The following is an 18,323-nucleotide window of genomic DNA, read 5'->3' as shown; positions in this document are numbered from 1 at the left end:
AGTGACATGCCACCCGCTTGACGGCAACCCCGGCACACACCCCGCGTCGTCGTCCCAACCCAACCCTCCGACGCCTTAAGCTCATAGGAGTGGCGACCTCCAAAGTCGAACGGCTGATGAACCTCGTCATCGCGCTGCTCTCGACGCGCACCTTCATCACCGCCGACCGCATCCGGCAGGTCGTCGCCGGCTACGCCGACAGCCCGAGCGACGAAGCCTTCTCCCGCATGTTCGAGCGGGACAAGAACGAACTCCGCGACCTCGGCATCCCGCTGGAAACCGGCCGCGTCTCCCAGTTCGACCCCACCGAGGGCTACCGCATCAACCGCGACGCCTACGCCCTTCCCGCCGTCGAACTCACCGCCGACGAAGCCGCCGCCGTCGCCGTCGCCACCCAGCTGTGGGAGTCACCCGAACTCATCACCGCCACCCAGGGTGCCCTGCTCAAACTGCGCGCCGCCGGCGTCGACGTCGACCCCGCCGAAAGCGTCGCGATCTCCACGGCCACCCTGCCCGGCGTCCGCGGCTCCGAAGAAGTCCTGCGCACCCTGCTGCAAGCCATCGACGACGGCTACGCCGTCCAATTCGGCCATCGCCCCGCCCGCAGCGAGCCCTACACCACCCGAACCGTCGAACCCTGGGGCGTGGTCACCCACCGTGGCCGCTGGTACCTCGTCGGCCACGACCGTGACCGCGACGCCCCCCGCACCTTCCGCCTGTCTCGCATCGCCGACGACGTCACCACCATCGGCGAGCCCGGAGCCGTCCACAAACCCGACGACATCGACCTGCGCGAGATCGTCCGGCGCGCCGTCGCCGAATGGCCCACCGGTACCCAGGCCCGCGTCTGGGTCGCCAACGGTCGCGCCACCGCGCTGCGCCGCCAAGCCGTCATCGAAGGCCCCATGACCCTGGGCGGCCGCGCCGGCGAGGTGATCACCGTCGACATCGGCATGTTCGACCAGCTGGCCCGCGAGGTCGCCAGCTACGGCGCCGACGCCGTCGCCCTCGAACCCCAATCGCTGCGCGACGACGTCATCGCCCGACTCCGGGCGCAGGCCACCGCATGAGCGCCGTCTCGAACCGGCTGGTCCGGCTGCTCAACATGGTCCCGTACTTCCAGGCCAACCCGCGCATCACCTACACCGAAGCCGCCTCCGACCTCGGCGTCACCGTCAAACAGCTCCAGGACGACCTCAACCAACTGTGGATGTGCGGTCTGCCCGGCTACGGCCCCGGCGACCTCATCGACTTCGAGTTCTCCGGCGACACCATCGAGGTCACCTTCTCCGCCGGCATCGACCACCCGCTGCGCCTGACCTCACCCGAGGCCACCGGCGTGCTCGTCGCGCTGCGCGCGCTGGTCGACGTGCCCGGCATGGTCGACCCCGAAGCCGCCCGCAGCGCCATCGCCAAGATCGAACAGGCCGCCGGCGCCGTCGGTCACGACATCGGCGACGCCGTCACCGCCGTCGACGAACCCGCCCCCGTCGAAAGCGAAGCCGCCGCAGCCGTCCGCACCGCCGTGCGCAACGCCCGCGCACTGATGATCGAGTACTACTCGGCCTCCCACGACGTGCTGACCAGCCGCGTCGTCGACCCCATCCGTGTGGTCCTCGTCGCCGACCACACCTACCTCGAGGCGTGGTGCCGCTCCGCCGAAGGCGTGCGACTGTTCCGCTTCGACCGCATCGTCGACGCCCGCGTCCTCGACGAACCCGCCGCCCCGCCGCCGCCCGCGGTCGAGGCCGGACCCGACACGTCGCTGTTCGACGCCGACCCGGCGCTGCCGTCGGCCACCCTGCTGATCGACCGGTCGGCGTCGTGGATGTTCGACTACTACCCCCTGCGGGTGGTGCGCGAACTGCCCGACGGCGCCTGCGAAGCGGCGATGACGTACGCCTCCGACGACTGGATGGCGCGCTTCGTGCTCGGCTTCGGCTCGGCGGTGCGCGTGCTCGAACCGCAGAACCTGGCAGACAAGGTGCGCGCATCGGCGGCCGCGGCGCTGCTCGCCTACGAGAACGACCCCGCCGACGGGTAGACTCGGCAACGACTTCGAGGAGGTGCATTTTGGGCGGTCTACAACCCTGGCACTGGGTTATCGTCATCGCGGTGTTCGTGCTGCTGTTCGGCGCCAAGAGGCTGCCGGATGCGGCCCGCTCGCTGGGCAAGTCCATGCGGATCTTCAAGTCCGAGGTCAAGGAGATGCAGGCGGAGGGCAAGGCCGACAACCCGCCCGCCACGCCCATCGCCTCCGAGCGCATCGACACGGCCAACCCGACGGCCGAACAGTCCGACAAACGGTCGGCCTGACCCCACGCTTTCCGAACCACGCGGCCTGACGCCGCGTCGTCAGGCCGCGCGCGTCGGCGGCCCCTAGGCAACTACACGTGCAAACCCCCGGATTCCTCAAGCGGCTCAATCCGCGCAACCGTCGCGCACGAGTCAATCCCGACGGCACCATGTCGTTGGTCGAGCATCTTCACGAACTGCGCAACCGGCTCCTGATCGCCGCTGCGGCGATCGTGCTGACGACCGTCCTGGGCTTCTTCTGGTACAGCCACGGCATCTTCGGCTTCCACAGCCTGGGCGAATGGCTGCGCGGCCCCTACTGTGCGCTGCCCGACTACGCCCGCGCCTCGATCACCGACGACGGGCAGTGCCGCCTGCTGGCGACCGCACCGTTCGACCAGTTCATGCTGCGCCTGAAAGTGGCGCTCATGGCCGGCATCGTGCTGGCCTGCCCGGTGTGGCTGCACCAGCTGTGGGCGTTCATCACCCCCGGCCTGTACCGCAACGAACGCCGGTTCGCGATGGCCTTCGTCACCGTCGGCGCGGTGCTGTTCATCGGCGGCGCGGTGCTGGCCTACGTGGTGCTCGCCCAGGCCCTCGGCTTCCTGCTCACCGTCGGCAGCGATGTGCAGGTCACCGCCCTGTCCGGCGACCAGTACTTCGGCTTCCTGATCAACCTGCTGCTGGTGTTCGGCTTCAGCTTCGAGTTCCCGCTGCTGATCGTCATGCTGAACTTCATCGGGATGCTGCCCTACGAGAAGCTCAAGGCGTGGCGGCGCGGCCTGATCTTCGCGCTGTTCGTCTTCGCCGCCTTCTTCACCCCCGGCTCCGACCCGTTCTCCATGCTCGCGCTGGCGTGCGCGCTCACCGTGCTGCTCGAGGTGGCCATCCAGATCGGCCGCATCCACGACAAGCGCAAAGCGAAGCGGGAAGCCGCCCAGACCGTGCCCGAGGACGAGGCCGCACCGATCGGCGGCGTCGAACCCATCGAACCGCCCAGCGCGGTGTCGACCCCCTCGCGGTCCACCATTCATGACGAATCCACCTGACACCCAGCTCGCCGCGTTCGCCGCGGGAATGCCGTTCGCGCTCGACCCGTTCCAGATCCGCGGTTGCGAGGCACTCGAAAGCGGCCACGGCGTCCTCGTGTGCGCACCCACCGGCGCCGGTAAGACCGTCGTCGGCGAATTCGCCGTGCACCTGGCCCTGGCGTCCGGCGGCAAGTGCTTCTACACCACCCCGATCAAGGCGCTGAGTAACCAGAAGCACGCCGACCTGGTCCGCCGGTACGGGCCGGAAAACATCGGGCTGCTCACCGGCGACCAGTCCATCAACGGTGACGCCGACATCGTCGTGATGACCACCGAAGTGCTGCGCAACATGCTCTACGCCAATTCACCCGCGCTGCAGGGTCTCTCGTATGTCGTGATGGACGAGGTGCACTTCCTGGCCGACCGGATGCGCGGCGCGGTGTGGGAAGAGGTGATCCTGCACCTGCCCGACGAGGTGCGGCTGGTCAGCCTGTCGGCGACGGTGAGCAACGCCGAGGAGTTCGGCGGTTGGATCCAGACCGTGCGCGGCGACACCACCGTGGTGGTCGACGAACACCGGCCGGTCCCGCTGTGGCAGCACGTGTTGGTCGGCAAGCGGCTGTTCGACCTGTTCGACTACCGCGCGCACGTCGGCGCGCGCACGGGACGTGAACTCGTCGTCGATCCCGAGCTGCTGCGTCACATCGCCCACCGTCGCGAAGCCGACCGCCTCGGCGACTGGCAGCCGCGCGGGCGGGGCCGGTCCAGCCACCGCAGCCGGCCGACGATGTACCGGCCGCCGGCACGCCCCGACGTCATCGCCGCCCTGGACCGCGAAGGACTGCTGCCGGCCATCACGTTCGTGTTCTCCCGCGCCGGGTGCGACGCCGCGGTCAAACAGTGCCTGCGCTCACCTCTGCGGCTGACCTCCAACGAGGAGCGTCAGCGCATCGCGGAGGTGATCGACCGCCGCTGCAGGGATCTCGACGAGGCCGACCTGATCGTCCTGGACTACCACGAGTGGCGTGAGGGGCTGCTGCGCGGTCTGGCGGCCCACCACGCCGGCATGCTGCCCGTCTTCCGCCACACCGTCGAAGAGCTCTTCACCGCAGGCCTGGTCAAAGCGGTGTTCGCCACCGAGACACTGGCTTTGGGCATCAACATGCCCGCCCGCACCGTCGTGCTCGAGAAGCTGGTCAAGTTCAACGGCGAACAGCACATGCCCCTGACACCGGGGGAGTACACGCAGCTGACCGGCCGGGCCGGGCGCCGCGGCATCGACGTCGAGGGTCACGCGGTGGTGTTGTGGACCTCCGACGTGGAACCCGTCGAGGTGGCGGGGCTGGCGTCGACCCGCACCTTCCCGCTGCGCAGTTCCTTCGCGCCGTCGTACAACATGACCATCAACCTGGTCCAGCAGATGGGTCCGGCGCAGGCCCGCCAACTGCTCGAGCAGTCCTTCGCCCAGTACCAGGCCGACCGGTCGGTGGTGGGGCTGCGGCGCGGCGTCGAACGCGGTGAACGGATGCTCGACGAGATCGCCGCCGAACTCGGCGGCCGCGACGCGCCGATCCTCGACTACGTCCGGCTGCGCGCGAAGATCTCCGAACGTGAACGCGCACAGTCCCGGTCCTCGCGCGTGCAGCGTCGCGCGGCCGCCAACGACGCGCTCAGCGCGCTGCGCCGCGGCGACATCATCACCATCACCTCGGGCCGCCGCGGGGGACTGGCCGTCGTCCTCGAATCCGCCCGCGATACCGACGACCCGCGGCCGCTCGTGCTGACCGAGCACCGCTGGGCGGGTCGCATCTCCTCGGCCGACTTCACCGGCGCCACACCGCGCGTCGGCACCATGACGCTGCCCAAACGCATCGAGCACCGCAATCCCCGAGTGCGCCGCGACCTGGCATCGGCACTGCTGTCCGCCGCGGCCGGGATGGCCATGCCGGAGAGCCGCGGCCGCCGCAAGGGCGCCCAGCAGGACGACGACATCGATCCCGAACTCGTCGCGCTGCGCGAGACGATGCGCCGCCACCCGGCACACCACCTGCCCGACCGCGAGGACAAGTCCCGGCTGGCCGAGCGGTACCTGCGCATCGAACGGGACAACGACCAGATCCAGAAGAAGGTGGCCGCGGCGACCAACTCGCTGGCCCGCACCTTCGACCGGATCGTCGTGCTGCTCGGCGAACGCGGTTTCATCGACACCACAGGGGACGACCCGACGGTCACCGACGACGGCCGCCTGCTGGCCCGCATCTACAGCGAGAGCGACCTGCTGGTCGCGGAGTGTCTGCGTGCGCGCGCCTGGGAGGGTCTCGAGGGCGCCGAGCTCGCGGCGGTGCTGTCGTCGGTGCTGTTCGAATCCCGCGGCGACACGCCCGGTGTGCCTGCCGGTTCGGAGGCGCCGACGGGCAAGGTGCGGCGGGCGCTGAACCAGACCCGCCGGGTGTCGGCGGAACTGCGCGCCGACGAACAACGCCACCGCATCAGCCCCAGCCGGGAACCCGACGAGGGTTTCGTCACCGCGATCTACCGCTGGGCAACCACCGGCGATCTGACCACCGCACTGGCCGCATCGGATGCCACCGGCGGCGGGTCACCGCTGTCCGCGGGTGATTTCGTGCGGTGGTGCCGGCAGGTCCTCGACCTGCTCGACCAGGTCCGCAACGCGGCGCCGACACCCGCGTTGCGGGCCGCCGCGAAACGCGCGATCAACGACATTCGACGCGGCGTCGTGGCAGTTGATGCGGGGTAGTGTGTGTTGCCAGCGAGCCGAGCGAGGACCAAGGAGACACGATGAGCGGACCGCAGGGACCTGATCCGACGCAGCCGTGGGCCGGTCAAAACCCGGACGCGGGCAAGGATCAGCCGGCCGGCGACCCGTCGAGCACGCAGTGGCAGTCACCCGGGCAGGGCGGCGAGCAGGCGACCCCGCAGGACCCGTCCTGGCAGCAACCTCCGGCGTACACGCCGCAGCAGTATCCGCAGTACCAGCAGCCGACTCAGCAGCAGCCGCCGTACCAGCCCTACCCGCCGACCGAGCAGTACGCCCAGCCGCAGTACGGTCAGCCCCAGTACGGTCAGCCGCAGTACGGTCAGCCGCAGTACGGCCAGCAGCCGCAGTACGGTCAGCCGCAGTACGGGCAGCCGGGCCAGCAGTACGGACAACCGGGCCAGCAGTACGGCCAGCCGGGTCAGTACGGATCGTTCCCGCCGCCGGGCGGCGAAGAGGGCTCCAAGCGGTCGATGGCCGTGATCGGCGGCGTCCTCGGTGTTCTCGTCCTGGTCATCCTCGCCGTGGTCGGGGTGCTCGGCTTCTGGAAGCCCGGGTTCTTCGTGACGACCAAGCTCGACGTCAACGCCGCGCAGTCCGGGGTCCAGCAGATCCTCACCGACGAGTCGAACGGCTACGGCGCCAAGAACGTCCGCGACGTCAAATGCAACAACGGTGAGAGCCCCGAGGTGCGCAAGGGTGCGACGTTCGACTGCGAGGTCAGCATCGACGGCACCAAACGTGAAGTCACCGTGACCTTCCAGGACGACGACGGCACCTACGAGGTCGGCCGGCCCCGCTAGTCTTCCGCTAATCCAAGGCGTCGAGCGCCTTCTGCAGCCGCCCGACCGACGACGTGACGCCCAGGTCGCCCGCCAACTGGGCGACCTTGCGCGGATGCGCTGCGGCCAGCGGTAACTCGTCGGTCTTCGTCGACATGCTGACCGGCGCGTCGGTGGCGACGCGCACCACGGGTTCGGCGGCCTCGATGTAATCGGCGGCGGCCAGCAGCTTCTTGCGGTAAGCCTTCGACATCCTGGATTTCGGATCGTGCGCGGCGGCGACGATCGCCGACAGCGAACCGAACTGGGCCAGCAGCGTGGCGGCCGTCTTCTCGCCGACTCCGGGTACCCCCGGCAGTCCGTCGGACGGGTCGCCGCGCATCAGTGCCAACTCCGCGTACGCCGCGCCGGCCCGTTCCTTGGGGACCGCATACTGCTCGGCCACCTCGGCGGGCCCGAACAGGGTGGCTTTGCTCATCCCGCGGCCCAGGTAGAGCACCCGCACCTCGACCGGCTCGTCGCGCACGACCTGCAGCATGTCGCGGTCGCCGCTGACCACGATCACCCGGTCGCGCGTCTCGGCGGCGGCCAGTGTGCCCAGCACGTCGTCCGCCTCGAATCCCGGTGCGCCGGCGTGGGGGATCCCGAACGCGTCCAGAATGGCCATGATCATGTCCACCTGCGGCGTGAGGTCGTCGGGCACCACCTCGACGTCGGTGCCCGCGGGCTGCGGCTCGGCGACTCGGTGCGCCTTGTACGACGGGACCAGGTCGACGCGCCACTGCGGCCGCCAGTCGTCGTCGCGGCAGACCACGAGCCGTGACGGCCGCTCACGTCCGATGAGCATCGCGACGGTGTCCAGGAAACCGCGCACCGCGTTGACCGGCCGGCCGTCCGGTGCGGTGATCGAGGACGGGAGCGCGAAGTAGGAGCGGAACCACATGCTGGCGCCGTCGAGGAGCAACAGGGGTGCGGCCATGGTGCTCAAAGCTACCGGCCGCGCCCCGTTGCCCCGCAGTAGCCTTGTCACCATGACCGGCAGCCGATTCAGCACCGATGTCTACGCCCGACGACTCCGGGCCGCCGCGGCCGCCGCGGGAGAGGCCGGGCTGGCCGGGCTGATCATCACCCCGGGTTACGACCTGCGCTACCTGGTCGGTTCCCGGGCGCAGACCTTCGAGCGGCTTACCGCGCTGGTGCTGCCGGCCCAAGGGAACCCGACGGTGGTGGTGCCGCGGCTGGAGCTGGCGGCGCTGAAGGAGTCCGCGATCCCCGAACTCGGTGTGGCGGTCCAGGATTGGGTCGACGGCGACAACCCGTACCAGCTGGTGGCCGAGGCGCTCGGCGGTGCGCCGGCACACACGGCGGTGACCGATTCCATGCCCGCACTGCACCTGCTGCCGTTGGCCGGCGTGCTCGGCGAGGTGCCGGTGCTGGCCACCGATGTGCTGCGCCGGCTGCGCATGCAGAAGGACGCCGCCGAGATCGACGCGCTGCGCAAGGCCGGCGCGGCGATCGACCGGGTGCACGCCCGGGTGCCGGAGTTCCTGGTGGCCGGCCGCACCGAGGCCGACGTCGCCGCCGACATCGCCGAAGCCATTGTGGCCGAGGGACATTCGGAGGTCGCATTCATCATCGTGGGGTCCGGCCCGCACGGTGCCGACCCGCACCACGAATGCTCCGACCGCGAACTGCGCGCTGGTGACATCGTCGTCGTCGACATCGGCGGACCCTACGACCCCGGCTACAACTCCGATTGCACCCGCACCTACAGCCTCGGCGAACCGGATCCCGAGGTGGCGCGCCGCTACGCCGTCCTGCAGCGCGCTCAGCAGGCCGCCGTCGAGGCGGTCCGGCCGGGCGTCACCGCCGAGCAGATCGATGCCGCCGCCCGCGACGTGCTCGCCGCCGAAGGGCTCGCCGAGGCGTTCGTGCACCGCACCGGTCACGGCATCGGCCTGTCGGTGCACGAGGAGCCCTACATCGTCGCCGGCAACGACCTGCCGCTGGAGGCGGGTATGGCGTTCAGCGTGGAACCGGGGATCTACTTTCCGGGGCAGTGGGGCGCCCGCATCGAGGACATCGTGATCGTCACCGAGGACGGCGCCGAGTCGGTCAACAACCGGCCGCACGATCTCGTCGTGGTGCCGGCCGGACCCGACGCGACGGCCTGACCCTGCCCGCGAGCAGACACAGAATCGCGGCTAGTCGGTGGAGCGGTCGAGCAGCTGCGAGGAGCCCAGCACCCGCTCCACGCGCACCTCGATCACCACGCGCTCGGGGTTGACCCGCGGCGTGCGGTACCGCTGGGCGTAGCGCAACTCGGCGTCGCGCACCGCATCCGGATCGGAGTTGACGGTCGACTTGCCCTCCAGCGACAGCCAGCGGGCCCCGTCGACCTGGCTGAGCACCGCGACACCCCGCTGTTCGGCGTTGACGGCCTTCTGCGAGCCGCCGGAGGTGATGACCCGGGCGATGTGCGTCTTGGGGTCGAACGTGAACCCGACGGCCACGACGTGCGGCGAATTGTCCGACCGCAGTGTGGTCAGCATGGCGAGATGGCGTTCGGTCAGGAACGCCAGTGCATCGCTGGTGAGCCGCGTGGTGGCCTTGCGACCTGATGTAGCCATCGGTGCCCACGCTAGCGCAGGTGAATAATCGCAGCCGTGAAAGACACGGATGGCGGGTTGGTGGTGATCTTCGGGGGGCGCAGCGAGATCGGCGTCGAGGTGGCGACGCGATTGGCGCGGGGCGCGACGGTCGTGCTCGCCGCGCGCCGGGCCGACCAACTCGACGAGGAGGTCCGCGCGGTCCGGGCGGCGGGGGCGGCGGCCGTGCACACCGTGGAGTTCGACGCCGACGACCTGACCGGGCATGGCCCGCTGGTGGCCCGCATCGAAGCCGAACACGGCCCGATCCGTACCGCCGTCGTCGCCTTCGGCATCCTCGGTGACCAGGCACGCGCCGAACGCGACCCCGCACACGCCGCGGCGATCGTGCACACCGACTACGTCGCGCAGGTCAGCCTGCTGACCGTGCTGGCGGCGACCATGCGGGAGGCGGGCAGCGGATCGCTGGTGGTGTTCTCCTCGGTGGCCGGGGCCCGCGTCCGCCGCGCCAACTACGTCTACGGGTCGGCCAAGGCAGGGCTCGACGGCTTCGCCAGCGGTCTGGCCGACGCGCTGCACGGGTCGGGGGTGCACCTGCTGCTGGTGCGGCCCGGCTTCGTTATTGGGAGGATGACCGAAGGCATGGACCCAGCGCCGATGTCGAGCACTCCCGCGCAGGTGGCCGAGGCGACGGTGCGGGCCCTGGCCAAAGGGCGGCGCGAGGTGTGGATCCCTCGGATGCTGGGCGCCGCGGTGGTCGTCATGCGGTTGTTGCCGCGGGCGGTGTGGCGCAGGATGCCGAGGTGAACGCCCACCGGGTCGTGGTCGTCGGGATCGGGGCCGACGGCATGGCCGGCCTGTCGCCGACGTCAGCCGCCGAATTGCGCAGTGCCACAACGATCTACGGGTCACGCCGTCAACTCGACCTGCTCGATGGCACCGTGCGCGCCGAACGCCGCGAATGGCCGACGCCGCTGATCCCCGCCCTGCACGCGCTGCGCGACGATCCGCCGGGTGACGTCCACATCGTCGCCAGCGGCGACCCCATGCTGCACGGGATCGGCGGTTCGGCAGTGCGGATGTTCGGCGCCGACCGAGTCACCGTGCTGCCGCACGTGTCGTCGGTGACGCTGGCCTGCGCCCGCCTCGGCTGGGCCGTGCAGGACACGGAGGTGGTCAGCCTGGTCACGGCGGCGCCCCGGTTGGCGGTGCGACGCGGCGGCCGCGCGGTGGTGCTGTCGCGCGACGAAACCACTCCGAGCGCACTGGCCCGGGTGCTCACCGACACCGGACGCGGCGACTCGGCGTTCACCGTGTTCGAGCAGCTCGGCGGCCCGGGGGAGCGCCGCCGCGACGCCACCGCGAGGGCATGGGCGGCCGAGCCACCCGGCGACGTCGACCCGCTCAACGTCGTCGCCGTCGAGTACCTGCCCGACGAGCGGCAGTTCCAGATACTGCCTGACGACGCATACGCCCACGACGGACAGATCACCAAGCAGGCGATGCGTGCGGTGACCCTGGCCGCGTTGGCACCGCGCCCGGGTGAGCGGCTGTGGGACGTGGGCGCCGGATCGGGCAGCATCGCGATCGAGTGGTCCCGCAGCGGCCCGGGGTGCCGGGCGGTCGCGTTCGAACGGGACGAGACACGCCGGGTGCGGATCGCCGCGAATGTGTCCGCGCACGGGGTCGATGTCGACGTGCGGGGCCCGGCACCGGACGGGTTCGGCGATGCGGAGCCGCCCTCGGCGATCTTCATCGGCGGCGGGCTGACGCATCCGGGCGTCCTCGACGGCTGTCTCGCCGCGTTGCCCTCGGGTGGCCGGCTGGTCGCCAACGCCGTCACCGCCGAATCGGAAGCGGTGATGGTGCAACAGTATTCGCAGATGGGGGGAGCGTTGCGCCGCTACCAGCACTACCAGGGCGAGCCGGTGGGCACCTTCACCGGCTGGCGCCCCGCCATGCCGGTCACGCAGTGGGTGCTGGTCAGACCGTGACCGTCTACTTCATCGGAGCCGGTCCGGGGGCGGCCGATCTCATCACCGTGCGCGGCCAGCGGCTGCTCGGCAGCTGCCCGGTCTGCCTGTACGCCGGGTCGATCATGCCCGACGACCTGCTCGCGCTCTGCCCGGCCGACGCCCGCATCGTCGACACCGGTCCGCTGACCCTGGACCAGATCATCGACGAACTCGCCGAGGCGGATGCCGCCGGAAAGGACGTGGCGCGCCTGCATTCCGGCGATCCGTCGATCTACAGCGCGCTGACCGAACAGTGCCGTCGGCTCGACGCGCTGGGCATCGACTACCAGGTGGTGCCGGGCGTTCCCGCGTTCGCCGCCGCCGCGGCCGCGCTGGGCCGCGAACTCACCGTGCCCGGGGTGGCGCAGACCGTCACGCTGAGCCGGGTCGCGACGCTGTCGACGGCGATGCCACCGGCGGAGGATCTGCGCACGCTGTCGGCGGCCGGCGGCACCCTGGTGCTACACCTGGCCGCCGCGCAGATCGACAACATCGTGCCGGAACTTCTCGCCGGGGGCTACCAGGCTGAAACACCCTGTGCGGTGGTGGCGTTCGCGAGCTGGCCGGAGGAGGTCGTGCTGCGCGGCACCCTCGCCGACATCGCCGCGCAGATGCACGACGCCGGGGTCACCCGCACCGCGGTGATCGTCATCGGCGATGTGCTGGCCGCCGAGGGCACCGACAGCTACCTGTACTCGTCCGGGCGCGTGCGCCGCGGGCGGCACTGATGCGGATCCTGCTGCTGGGCGGCACGGGGGAGGCGCGCGCGCTGGCCAGGGCCCTGCATCCGGGCGTCGAGGTCATCAGCTCGCTGGCCGGGCGGGTGCCCGATCCGGCGCTCCCGGCCGGGCAGGTGCGGATCGGCGGGTTCGGTGGAGTCGAGGGGATGCGCCGCTGGCTGACCGAGACGCCGGTCGACGCGGTTGTCGACGCCACCCATCCGTTCGCGGCGACGATCACCGCGCACGCCGCCGAGGTCTGCGCCGATCTGGGGCTGCCGCACCTGGTGCTGGCCCGGCCGGCCTGGCCGCCGGGCGATGCGATCCTCGTCAGCTCCGACCGGGAGGCCGCCGAAACGGTTGCGCAACAGGGGTTTACGCGGGTCTTCTTGACCACCGGCCGGACCGGCGTCGGCGCCTTCCGGCATAGCGAGGCCTGGTTCCTGATCAGGGCGGTGACCCCGCCGGACGCCGACCTGCTCCCACGGCGCCACCACGTGCTGCTGTCTCGCGGCCCGTACCGCTACGACGACGAACTCGAGGTGCTGCGAAGCCACCGCATCGACGCGCTGGTCACCAAGAACAGCGGCGGCGAGATGACCCGCCCGAAGCTGGACGCCGCCGCGGCACTGGGCGTCCCGGTGGTGATGGTGGACCGGCCAGCGGTGCCGGCGGGGGTCCGCACGGTGGCGACGGTGGCCGACGCGGTCGCGTGGCTCAGCTCGCCGGCGCGATGAGGTCGAGGGTCCCCAGCTCGCGGATCGCCTGACATCCGCGGGCCGCCATCACCAGCATCATCTCGTCACCGCGCTCGGTGGACGTCGCGAACGCGCACCCCAGCACGGTGATCAGCGGCGCCTGCAGCATGCCCAATCGGTAATCACGCCAACACGTTTCGGCGTCGTAGCCGGTCACGCCGTGGCTGAGCAGCCGGCGATGGTAGGCCTCGACGAGATCGCGTTCGACCGCCGCGCGCGTCTCGGGCTGCAGGCTGGTCGCGGTGAAGTACGACAGATCGCGCGCCGGCAACCCGGAACCCAGCGTCTGCCAGTCGACCACCGTGATCCGGGACCGGTCCGGATCGAACAGCATGTTGTCGAGCCGGTAGTCGCCGTGCAGCACCGCGAATCGGTCCGGCTCGGCCAGCAGCCACGGCGTCACCACCGACATCGCCGCCGTCATCGTGTCGCGGTCCTCGGGGCGCATCCGCTCGCCCAGGCGGTCCAGGGTGATGCCCGCCGCCATGGTGGCCACCTCACCGAACCCCTGCGCCGCGGCGGGTTCCGGTTTCGGCATCGCGACGCCCGGGAAGTCGGCCCACTGGGGATCGCACCACGTGGGCCCGTGCAGATCGGCCAGTGCCTCGACCGCCAGCCGTGCCTCCTCGGCGCTGCACCCCGCAATCTGGTCGCCCTGCACCGCAGGCGCCATATCGCCGAGCAGCAACACGAAATCGAACCCGTCACCGGCGATCTCGCAGTGGTAGCAGGGCGGGATCGGGATCTGCACCCGGTCGGCGAGGTTGGTGTAGAAGGAATGCTCGGAGCGGTAGCCGATCGCAACGCGGTCACGGACCGTCTCGTCCTGCGACGGCAGCTTGATCGCGAACGACGCGGGCAGGTCGGGTTGCGGTTCGGCGTAGGTCACCGTCACCCGGTAGGTGGCACCGGTCTGTCCCGTGCCGATGGGCACCGTGTCGACCGCCGCGATGTCGACGGGCACCCCGTCGCGGGCGAGTGCGGTGCCGAGCCATTCCGGGGTGACGTCCGCGGGTTTACCGGGGATGAGGGCCTGCACGGCACCGCCTTTCGTCACGCTGTGACGCGTGACACTATCACCCGGGATAGTAACGGGGGGTGAACACCCGATCACCGGCATCGTCGGTGTACCACTGCGTCTGCGACGACCCGACGATCAACAGGCAGCGCATGTCGACGTCGGCGGGGTCCAGGTCGGCCAACCGCACCACCCTGACCTCTTCGCGCGGTCCCGCGACATCGCGGCCGATCACCACCGGGGTGCCGGGATCCCGGTGGGCCAGCAGCAGATCGCGCATCCTGCCGACCTGCCACGTGCGGATCTTCGAGGCCGGGTTGTAGATCGCCAGCACCAGATCGGCGGTCGCGGCCGCGGTCAGCCGCGCCTCGATGACGTCCCACGGTTTGAGCCGGTCGGACAGTGAGATCACCGCGTAGTCGTGACCCAATGGAGCGCCGACCCGGCTCGCGACGGCCTGCGCGGCCGTCATCGCCGGGATCACCCGCACCTCGACGCCGGGCCACTGTTTGGCCTCCTCGAGCACCGCGGTCGCCATCGCGAACACGCCGGGATCTCCCGACGACACCACCGCGACCGCGCGGCCCTGTTCGGCGAGCGTGCACGCCAGCCGGGCGCGGGCCGGTTCGTCGGTGTTGTCGCTGGGATGGCGCTGCTGCCCGTCGCGCAGACCCACGCGGTCGAGGTACGGCCCGTAGCCGATCAGATCGGTCGCCGCGGCCAGCTCACGCCGGCTCTGCGGGGTCATCCACTCCGTCGCTCCCGGCCCGAGTCCCACGACGGTGACGCTGCCCGCACCCGCGCGCCTGCGGCCACCGCCCGGAACCATGGCCAGCGAGAAGTACGGCACCTTGTCGTCGGCGCCGACGTCCGAGGCGGACAGGGCCCGCTGGTCGGGCGTGCTGGCACGTTCGACGTAGTAGGCCTCGTCGAGCCGGCCCGTCGCCGCCAAGGCGGCGCGCACCGCCGGATACGAGCGGCCGAGTTTGAGCACGACGGCCGCATCGGTGTCGGCCAGCCGGCGTTCGAGTTCGGCGGCGGGCAGCGTGCCCGGCAGGATCGTCAGCACCTCCTCGCCCTGTACCAGCGGGGTGGAGATGGCCGCCGACGCCGCGCTCACCGACGTCACGCCGGGCACGATCTCGGCGGCGAACCGCTCGGTGAGCCGGGTGTGCATGTGCATGTAGGAGCTGTAGAACAGTGGATCGCCCTCGGCGAGCAGTGCCACGTCGCGCCCGGCGTCGAGATGGGTCGCGATGCGGTCGGCGGCCTCGCGGTAGAAGTCCTCCATCGCGCCGGCGTAGCCGCCCGGGTGGTCGGTCACCTCCGTGGTCACCGGGTAGACCAGGTGCTCCTCGACCTGCCCGTCCCGCAGGTAGGGCTCGGCGATGCGGCGCGCGATGCTGCGGCCGTGCCGGGCGCTGTGATAGGCGACCACGTCGGCCTGCCCGATCACCCGCGCCGCCTTGACCGTGACCAGTTCCGGATCGCCGGGCCCCAGCCCGACGCCGTAGAGGGTGCCCCTGCTCATTCGCGTTCGCTCGCAATCGCATTCACCGCGGCGGCGGCCATCGCGCTGCCGCCGCGCCGGCCCGTCACCACGAGGTACGACATCCCGCGCGGTTGGGCGATGAGCTCCTCCTTCGACTGCGCGGAGCCGACGAACCCGACCGGGCCGCCGAGTACGGCGGCGGGCACCGGCGCGCCCTCGTCGATCAGTTCGAGCAGCCGGAACAGCGCGGTCGGCGCATTCCCGATCGCCAGCACCGCACCACCCAGTCGGTCCGCCCACAGGTCGACCGCCGCGGCCGACCGGGTGAACCCGAGCTCGGCGGCCAGTTGCGGTGCCCGGGCGTCGGCGACCAGGGACACCACCTCGTTGTCGGCGGGCAGCCGCGACCGGGTGATCCCGGCGGCCACCATCGACGAATCGCACAGCACCGGGGCGCCCGCGGCGAGCGCGGCGTGCGCACGGGCGACGACGTCGTCGCTGAACGCCACGTGGTCGGCCACGTCGACCTGACCGCAGGTGTGGATCAGCCGGACCACCACCCGCGCCACGTCGTCGGGAAACCGTGCGAGATCCGCCTCGGCGCGGATCGTCGCGAACGACTGCCGGTAGATCTCGGCGGCGTCGCGGATGTAGTCGAGCACGCCGCTCACCCTACGACGGGCGCTCCCGGGGCCGATAACCGTCCGGGCCCGCGATCAGCACCTCGCCGACCGGTGGGCTTCCGCAGCCGCGTGCGCACCCGACGAAGTGCCGGTGGCCCTCGGCGGGCTCGTCGAGCGCGGCGGCGGCGTCGGCCCGCACGTCGGCGGCCGAGCGCTCACAGCCCGGGCTGCCCGTGCACGCGCTGACGTCCAGCCATGGCGAGTTCTCGTCGAACACCAGGCCCATCGGCGCGAGGACCCGCAGCGCCACGTCGGCGACGTCCTCGTCGAGGTCGCACACGATCAGTGAGCGCCACGGCGTGACGACCACCGGCGACTCGATCGCCCCGACGAATTCGGCGGTCCGGGCGGCCAGCACGCCGAGCGGCACGCCGGCACCCAGGGTGACGCGGCCGTCGTCCTGCGGGATCCAGCCGACCGGTGGGCGCACCACCGGCGGCCACGTCGCGCCCGCCTCCGCGGTCGGCGTCAGGCCGGTGAGCAGATCCTCGGGGCGCGGTAGTTCGTCGACGCGCCAGGCGTTGCCCCGCACCGACGCGAAGCGGACCGCCACATCGATGAGCATGCTCACCGCGTCGTCGAGGGCCACCCGGACACCGGTATCGCGGCCGGCAAGCAGCAGCGCCGCGCGCCCGGGGTCCAGCGCGTGCACACCGACGTCGGTGCCCAGGCCGGAGATGTCCCCGCGGCCGTCGTCGATGCCGAACCAGAACCGGCCGGAGGACTCGGCGAGGGCGGGCTCGCGCCGGATCGCCGCATCGAGGTCGACGATCAGGTTCCGGACGTCGGCGAGTCCGCCGGAGCGTCCGGACAGCGGCGAGGCGACGATGTTGCGCACCCGCTCGTGCGTCGGCGACGGCAGCAGCCCGGCCTCCGCGACGGCGTCGGCGACCGCGGCCGGATCGGTGATCCCGCGGATCTGGAGGTTGCCGCGGGAGGTCAGCTCGAGATCCGGGGTGCCGAAGCGGGTCGCCGTCTGTGCGAGCGCGGTGAGCTGCGCGCCGGTGAGCATGCCGCCGGGCAGGCGGATCCGCGCCAACGCGCCGTCGGCGGCCCGGTGCACCGAGAGGGCCCCCGGGCACGCGTCCTGATCGCGGGATCGAGTCGTCACTGCCGGCCATTCTATTGACCGGCGCGAGGTCAGCTCGCCAGCGCGATGGGCGTCACGACCTCGGAGTAACCGGAGGCATCTCCGACGATCGCCCTGCTGTGCTCTCCGTACACGTCGACCGGGATGTCGCCGGCGAGCGTGACCCGGCTCAGCCGGCGGTACTGATCGTCGTAGTCGGCCACCGCGTAGTGCTGGGTGGCGCGGTTGTCCCACACCGCGAGATCCCCGGGCTCCCAGCTCCACCGCACGGTGTTCTCCAGTTTGGTGACCCGGTTCTGCAGCAGGGCGAGCAGCGCGGTCGACTCCGCGACACCGAAGCCGACGAACTGTTTGATGAAGTGGCCGAGCAGCAGGACCTTACGACCGGTCTCCGGGTGCACCCGCACCACCGGATGCTCGGTCTCGAAGTACTCCGACACGAACTCCTCGCGGTACTCGCGTTCGGTGTCGGCCAGAGCCTCACGCCGGCCGTCGTAGTCGGCGGCGTAGTCGAACTGGTTGGTGTGCACGGCCCAGAGGTTCTCGACCAGCGCGCGCAACGGCGCGGGCAGCTGGTCGTAGGCCGCCTCCGTCGACGCCCACGTCGTGGTCCCGCCGTACTCCGGCAGCGTCACCGCCCGCAGCAGCGAGGCTTTGGGGATGCGGTCGACGAAGGTGACGTCGGTGTGCCAGCTGTTGGCCTTGTCGTAGCGGGAGTCGATCGGCAGGATCCGGTGCCCGCGCGAGGTGACCGTGGGATGGGCCGTCGTCGGGGTGCCGAGCCTTCGAGCGAACGCCAGCTGCCCGTCGTCGTCGAGGTGGTGCTGGCCGCGAAAGAAGATGACCTTGTGTTCGAGCAACGCCTCGTTGATCGCGGCCACCGTCGCGGGGTCGAGCCCGCCGCCGAGTCGGACACCGTCGATCCGGGCACCGATGTTCGCGCCCAACTTCACCACTCGTAACGACATGCCGGTCAGGGTGGCCGCCGCGGCCGCGCCGCACCATGGTTTGACTCATGGCGAACCGAACCCTGGGCGATCTGCGGTCTGTTTCGT

General features: G+C 71.0%; 18 protein-coding genes. 11 read left to right on the top strand and 7 right to left on the bottom strand.

Going from position 1 to position 18,323, the window contains the following annotated elements; all coding sequences use genetic code 11:
• The first annotated feature begins 89 nt into the window (after window positions 1–89).
• The 6 genes from G6N30_RS08965 to G6N30_RS08940 all read left to right on the top strand — a co-directional run bounded on the left by G6N30_RS08965 (window position 90) and on the right by G6N30_RS08940 (window position 6,905).
• Entirely contained in the window at window positions 90–1,070 is a 981-nt protein-coding gene (locus G6N30_RS08965; protein WP_134051986.1) for a helix-turn-helix transcriptional regulator, read from the top strand.
• Window positions 1,067–2,044 carry a helix-turn-helix transcriptional regulator gene (locus tag G6N30_RS08960; RefSeq protein ID WP_134051984.1) on the top strand — a complete coding sequence of 326 codons (978 nt, stop codon included), beginning with the start codon at window positions 1,067–1,069 and terminating at the stop codon, window positions 2,042–2,044. The genes G6N30_RS08965 and G6N30_RS08960 overlap by 4 nt, the downstream gene beginning before the upstream one ends.
• A gap of 29 nt (window positions 2,045–2,073) precedes the next feature.
• Window positions 2,074–2,316 carry a Sec-independent protein translocase subunit TatA gene (gene tatA / locus G6N30_RS08955; RefSeq protein WP_134051982.1) on the top strand — a complete coding sequence of 81 codons (243 nt, stop codon included), beginning with the start codon at window positions 2,074–2,076 and terminating at the stop codon, window positions 2,314–2,316.
• A gap of 77 nt (window positions 2,317–2,393) precedes the next feature.
• Window positions 2,394–3,344: a twin-arginine translocase subunit TatC gene (gene tatC / locus G6N30_RS08950; RefSeq protein WP_134051980.1), complete on the top strand. Its 951-nt coding sequence runs from the start codon at window positions 2,394–2,396 to the stop codon at window positions 3,342–3,344.
• Entirely contained in the window at window positions 3,328–6,084 is a 2,757-nt protein-coding gene (locus G6N30_RS08945) for a DEAD/DEAH box helicase (RefSeq protein WP_134051978.1), read from the top strand. The genes tatC and G6N30_RS08945 overlap by 17 nt, the downstream gene beginning before the upstream one ends.
• Before the next feature lie 41 nt (window positions 6,085–6,125).
• A complete protein-coding gene (locus G6N30_RS08940; RefSeq protein ID WP_134051976.1) occupies window positions 6,126–6,905 on the top strand; it encodes a DUF4333 domain-containing protein in 780 nt (259 codons plus the stop codon).
• Window positions 6,906–6,912: 7 nt separating this feature from the next.
• Here G6N30_RS08940 and G6N30_RS08935 read toward each other — a convergent pair whose 3' ends face one another.
• Window positions 6,913–7,863: a 5'-3' exonuclease gene (locus tag G6N30_RS08935; RefSeq protein ID WP_134051974.1), complete on the bottom strand. Its 951-nt coding sequence runs from the start codon at window positions 7,861–7,863 to the stop codon at window positions 6,913–6,915.
• A 52-nt stretch (window positions 7,864–7,915) separates the two neighbouring features.
• On the opposite strand from G6N30_RS08935, the gene G6N30_RS08930 reads away from it, so the two are divergent.
• Window positions 7,916–9,058, top strand: a complete 1,143-nt coding sequence (locus G6N30_RS08930; protein ID WP_134051972.1) for a M24 family metallopeptidase — start codon at window positions 7,916–7,918, stop codon at window positions 9,056–9,058.
• A 30-nt stretch (window positions 9,059–9,088) separates the two neighbouring features.
• Here the strand turns inward: G6N30_RS08930 and G6N30_RS08925 are convergent, their stop codons facing one another.
• The gene (locus tag G6N30_RS08925; RefSeq protein ID WP_134051970.1) at window positions 9,089–9,514 is read right to left on the bottom strand and encodes a F420-dependent biliverdin reductase; all 426 of its coding nucleotides are present in this window, start codon (window positions 9,512–9,514) and stop codon (window positions 9,089–9,091) included.
• A gap of 36 nt (window positions 9,515–9,550) precedes the next feature.
• Between G6N30_RS08925 and G6N30_RS08920 the strand changes: the two genes are divergently transcribed.
• Genes G6N30_RS08920 through G6N30_RS08905 form a run of 4 tightly spaced genes read left to right on the top strand, consistent with a single transcriptional unit; the run spans window position 9,551 to window position 12,964 of the window.
• A complete protein-coding gene (locus G6N30_RS08920) occupies window positions 9,551–10,300 on the top strand; it encodes a decaprenylphospho-beta-D-erythro-pentofuranosid-2-ulose 2-reductase (RefSeq protein ID WP_134051968.1) in 750 nt (249 codons plus the stop codon).
• Window positions 10,301–10,341: 41 nt separating this feature from the next.
• On the top strand, window positions 10,342–11,487 hold the full coding sequence (gene cbiE, locus G6N30_RS08915; RefSeq protein ID WP_234880167.1) for a precorrin-6y C5,15-methyltransferase (decarboxylating) subunit CbiE: 1,146 nt from the start codon (window positions 10,342–10,344) through the stop codon (window positions 11,485–11,487).
• The gene (gene cobM / locus G6N30_RS08910; RefSeq protein ID WP_134051966.1) at window positions 11,484–12,236 is read left to right on the top strand and encodes a precorrin-4 C(11)-methyltransferase; all 753 of its coding nucleotides are present in this window, start codon (window positions 11,484–11,486) and stop codon (window positions 12,234–12,236) included. Before cbiE ends, cobM begins: the two co-directional genes overlap by 4 nt.
• Complete coding sequence (locus tag G6N30_RS08905) at window positions 12,236–12,964, top strand: cobalt-precorrin-6A reductase (RefSeq protein ID WP_134051964.1); 729 nt, start codon at window positions 12,236–12,238, stop codon at window positions 12,962–12,964. The genes cobM and G6N30_RS08905 overlap by 1 nt, the downstream gene beginning before the upstream one ends.
• On the opposite strand, the gene G6N30_RS08900 is transcribed toward G6N30_RS08905, so the two are convergent.
• Genes G6N30_RS08900 through G6N30_RS08880 form a run of 5 tightly spaced genes read right to left on the bottom strand, consistent with a single transcriptional unit; the run spans window position 12,945 to window position 18,236 of the window.
• The gene (locus G6N30_RS08900; RefSeq protein ID WP_134051962.1) at window positions 12,945–14,024 is read right to left on the bottom strand and encodes a phosphotransferase family protein; all 1,080 of its coding nucleotides are present in this window, start codon (window positions 14,022–14,024) and stop codon (window positions 12,945–12,947) included. The two genes, G6N30_RS08905 and G6N30_RS08900, sit on opposite strands and share 20 nt — an antisense overlap.
• A 37-nt stretch (window positions 14,025–14,061) precedes the next feature.
• Window positions 14,062–15,534, bottom strand: a complete 1,473-nt coding sequence (locus G6N30_RS08895) for a precorrin-2 C(20)-methyltransferase (RefSeq protein WP_134051960.1) — start codon at window positions 15,532–15,534, stop codon at window positions 14,062–14,064.
• A complete protein-coding gene (locus tag G6N30_RS08890; RefSeq protein ID WP_134051958.1) occupies window positions 15,531–16,157 on the bottom strand; it encodes a precorrin-8X methylmutase in 627 nt (208 codons plus the stop codon). The genes G6N30_RS08895 and G6N30_RS08890 overlap by 4 nt, the downstream gene beginning before the upstream one ends.
• Window positions 16,158–16,167: 10 nt before the next feature.
• Window positions 16,168–17,289, bottom strand: a complete 1,122-nt coding sequence (gene cobG / locus G6N30_RS08885) for a precorrin-3B synthase (RefSeq protein WP_134051956.1) — start codon at window positions 17,287–17,289, stop codon at window positions 16,168–16,170.
• A gap of 29 nt (window positions 17,290–17,318) precedes the next feature.
• Complete coding sequence (locus G6N30_RS08880) at window positions 17,319–18,236, bottom strand: TauD/TfdA dioxygenase family protein (protein ID WP_134051954.1); 918 nt, start codon at window positions 18,234–18,236, stop codon at window positions 17,319–17,321.
• Window positions 18,237–18,323 lie beyond the last annotated feature (87 nt).

Origin of the sequence: Mycolicibacterium litorale, from assembly GCF_010731695.1 — a bacterium.
Lineage (GTDB): Bacteria > Actinomycetota > Actinomycetes > Mycobacteriales > Mycobacteriaceae > Mycobacterium > Mycobacterium litorale.
The sequence above is the reverse complement of the archived record's forward strand: the minus strand, read 5'-3'. Positions and strand labels throughout refer to the sequence as shown.

Coding starts and splice junctions, on each gene's coding strand:
- G6N30_RS08960 (WP_134051984.1), top strand. CDS start 1,067: ATGAGCGCCGTCTCGAACCGGCTGGTCCGGCTGCTCAACATGGTCCCG.
- G6N30_RS08945 (WP_134051978.1), top strand. CDS start 3,328: ATGACGAATCCACCTGACACCCAGCTCGCCGCGTTCGCCGCGGGAATG.
- G6N30_RS08940 (WP_134051976.1), top strand. CDS start 6,126: ATGAGCGGACCGCAGGGACCTGATCCGACGCAGCCGTGGGCCGGTCAA.
- G6N30_RS08935 (WP_134051974.1), bottom strand. CDS start 7,863: ATGGCCGCACCCCTGTTGCTCCTCGACGGCGCCAGCATGTGGTTCCGC.
- G6N30_RS08930 (WP_134051972.1), top strand. CDS start 7,916: ATGACCGGCAGCCGATTCAGCACCGATGTCTACGCCCGACGACTCCGG.
- G6N30_RS08925 (WP_134051970.1), bottom strand. CDS start 9,514: ATGGCTACATCAGGTCGCAAGGCCACCACGCGGCTCACCAGCGATGCA.
- cbiE (WP_234880167.1), top strand. CDS start 10,342: ATGGCCGGCCTGTCGCCGACGTCAGCCGCCGAATTGCGCAGTGCCACA.
- G6N30_RS08905 (WP_134051964.1), top strand. CDS start 12,236: ATGCGGATCCTGCTGCTGGGCGGCACGGGGGAGGCGCGCGCGCTGGCC.
- G6N30_RS08895 (WP_134051960.1), bottom strand. CDS start 15,534: ATGAGCAGGGGCACCCTCTACGGCGTCGGGCTGGGGCCCGGCGATCCG.
- G6N30_RS08880 (WP_134051954.1), bottom strand. CDS start 18,236: ATGTCGTTACGAGTGGTGAAGTTGGGCGCGAACATCGGTGCCCGGATC.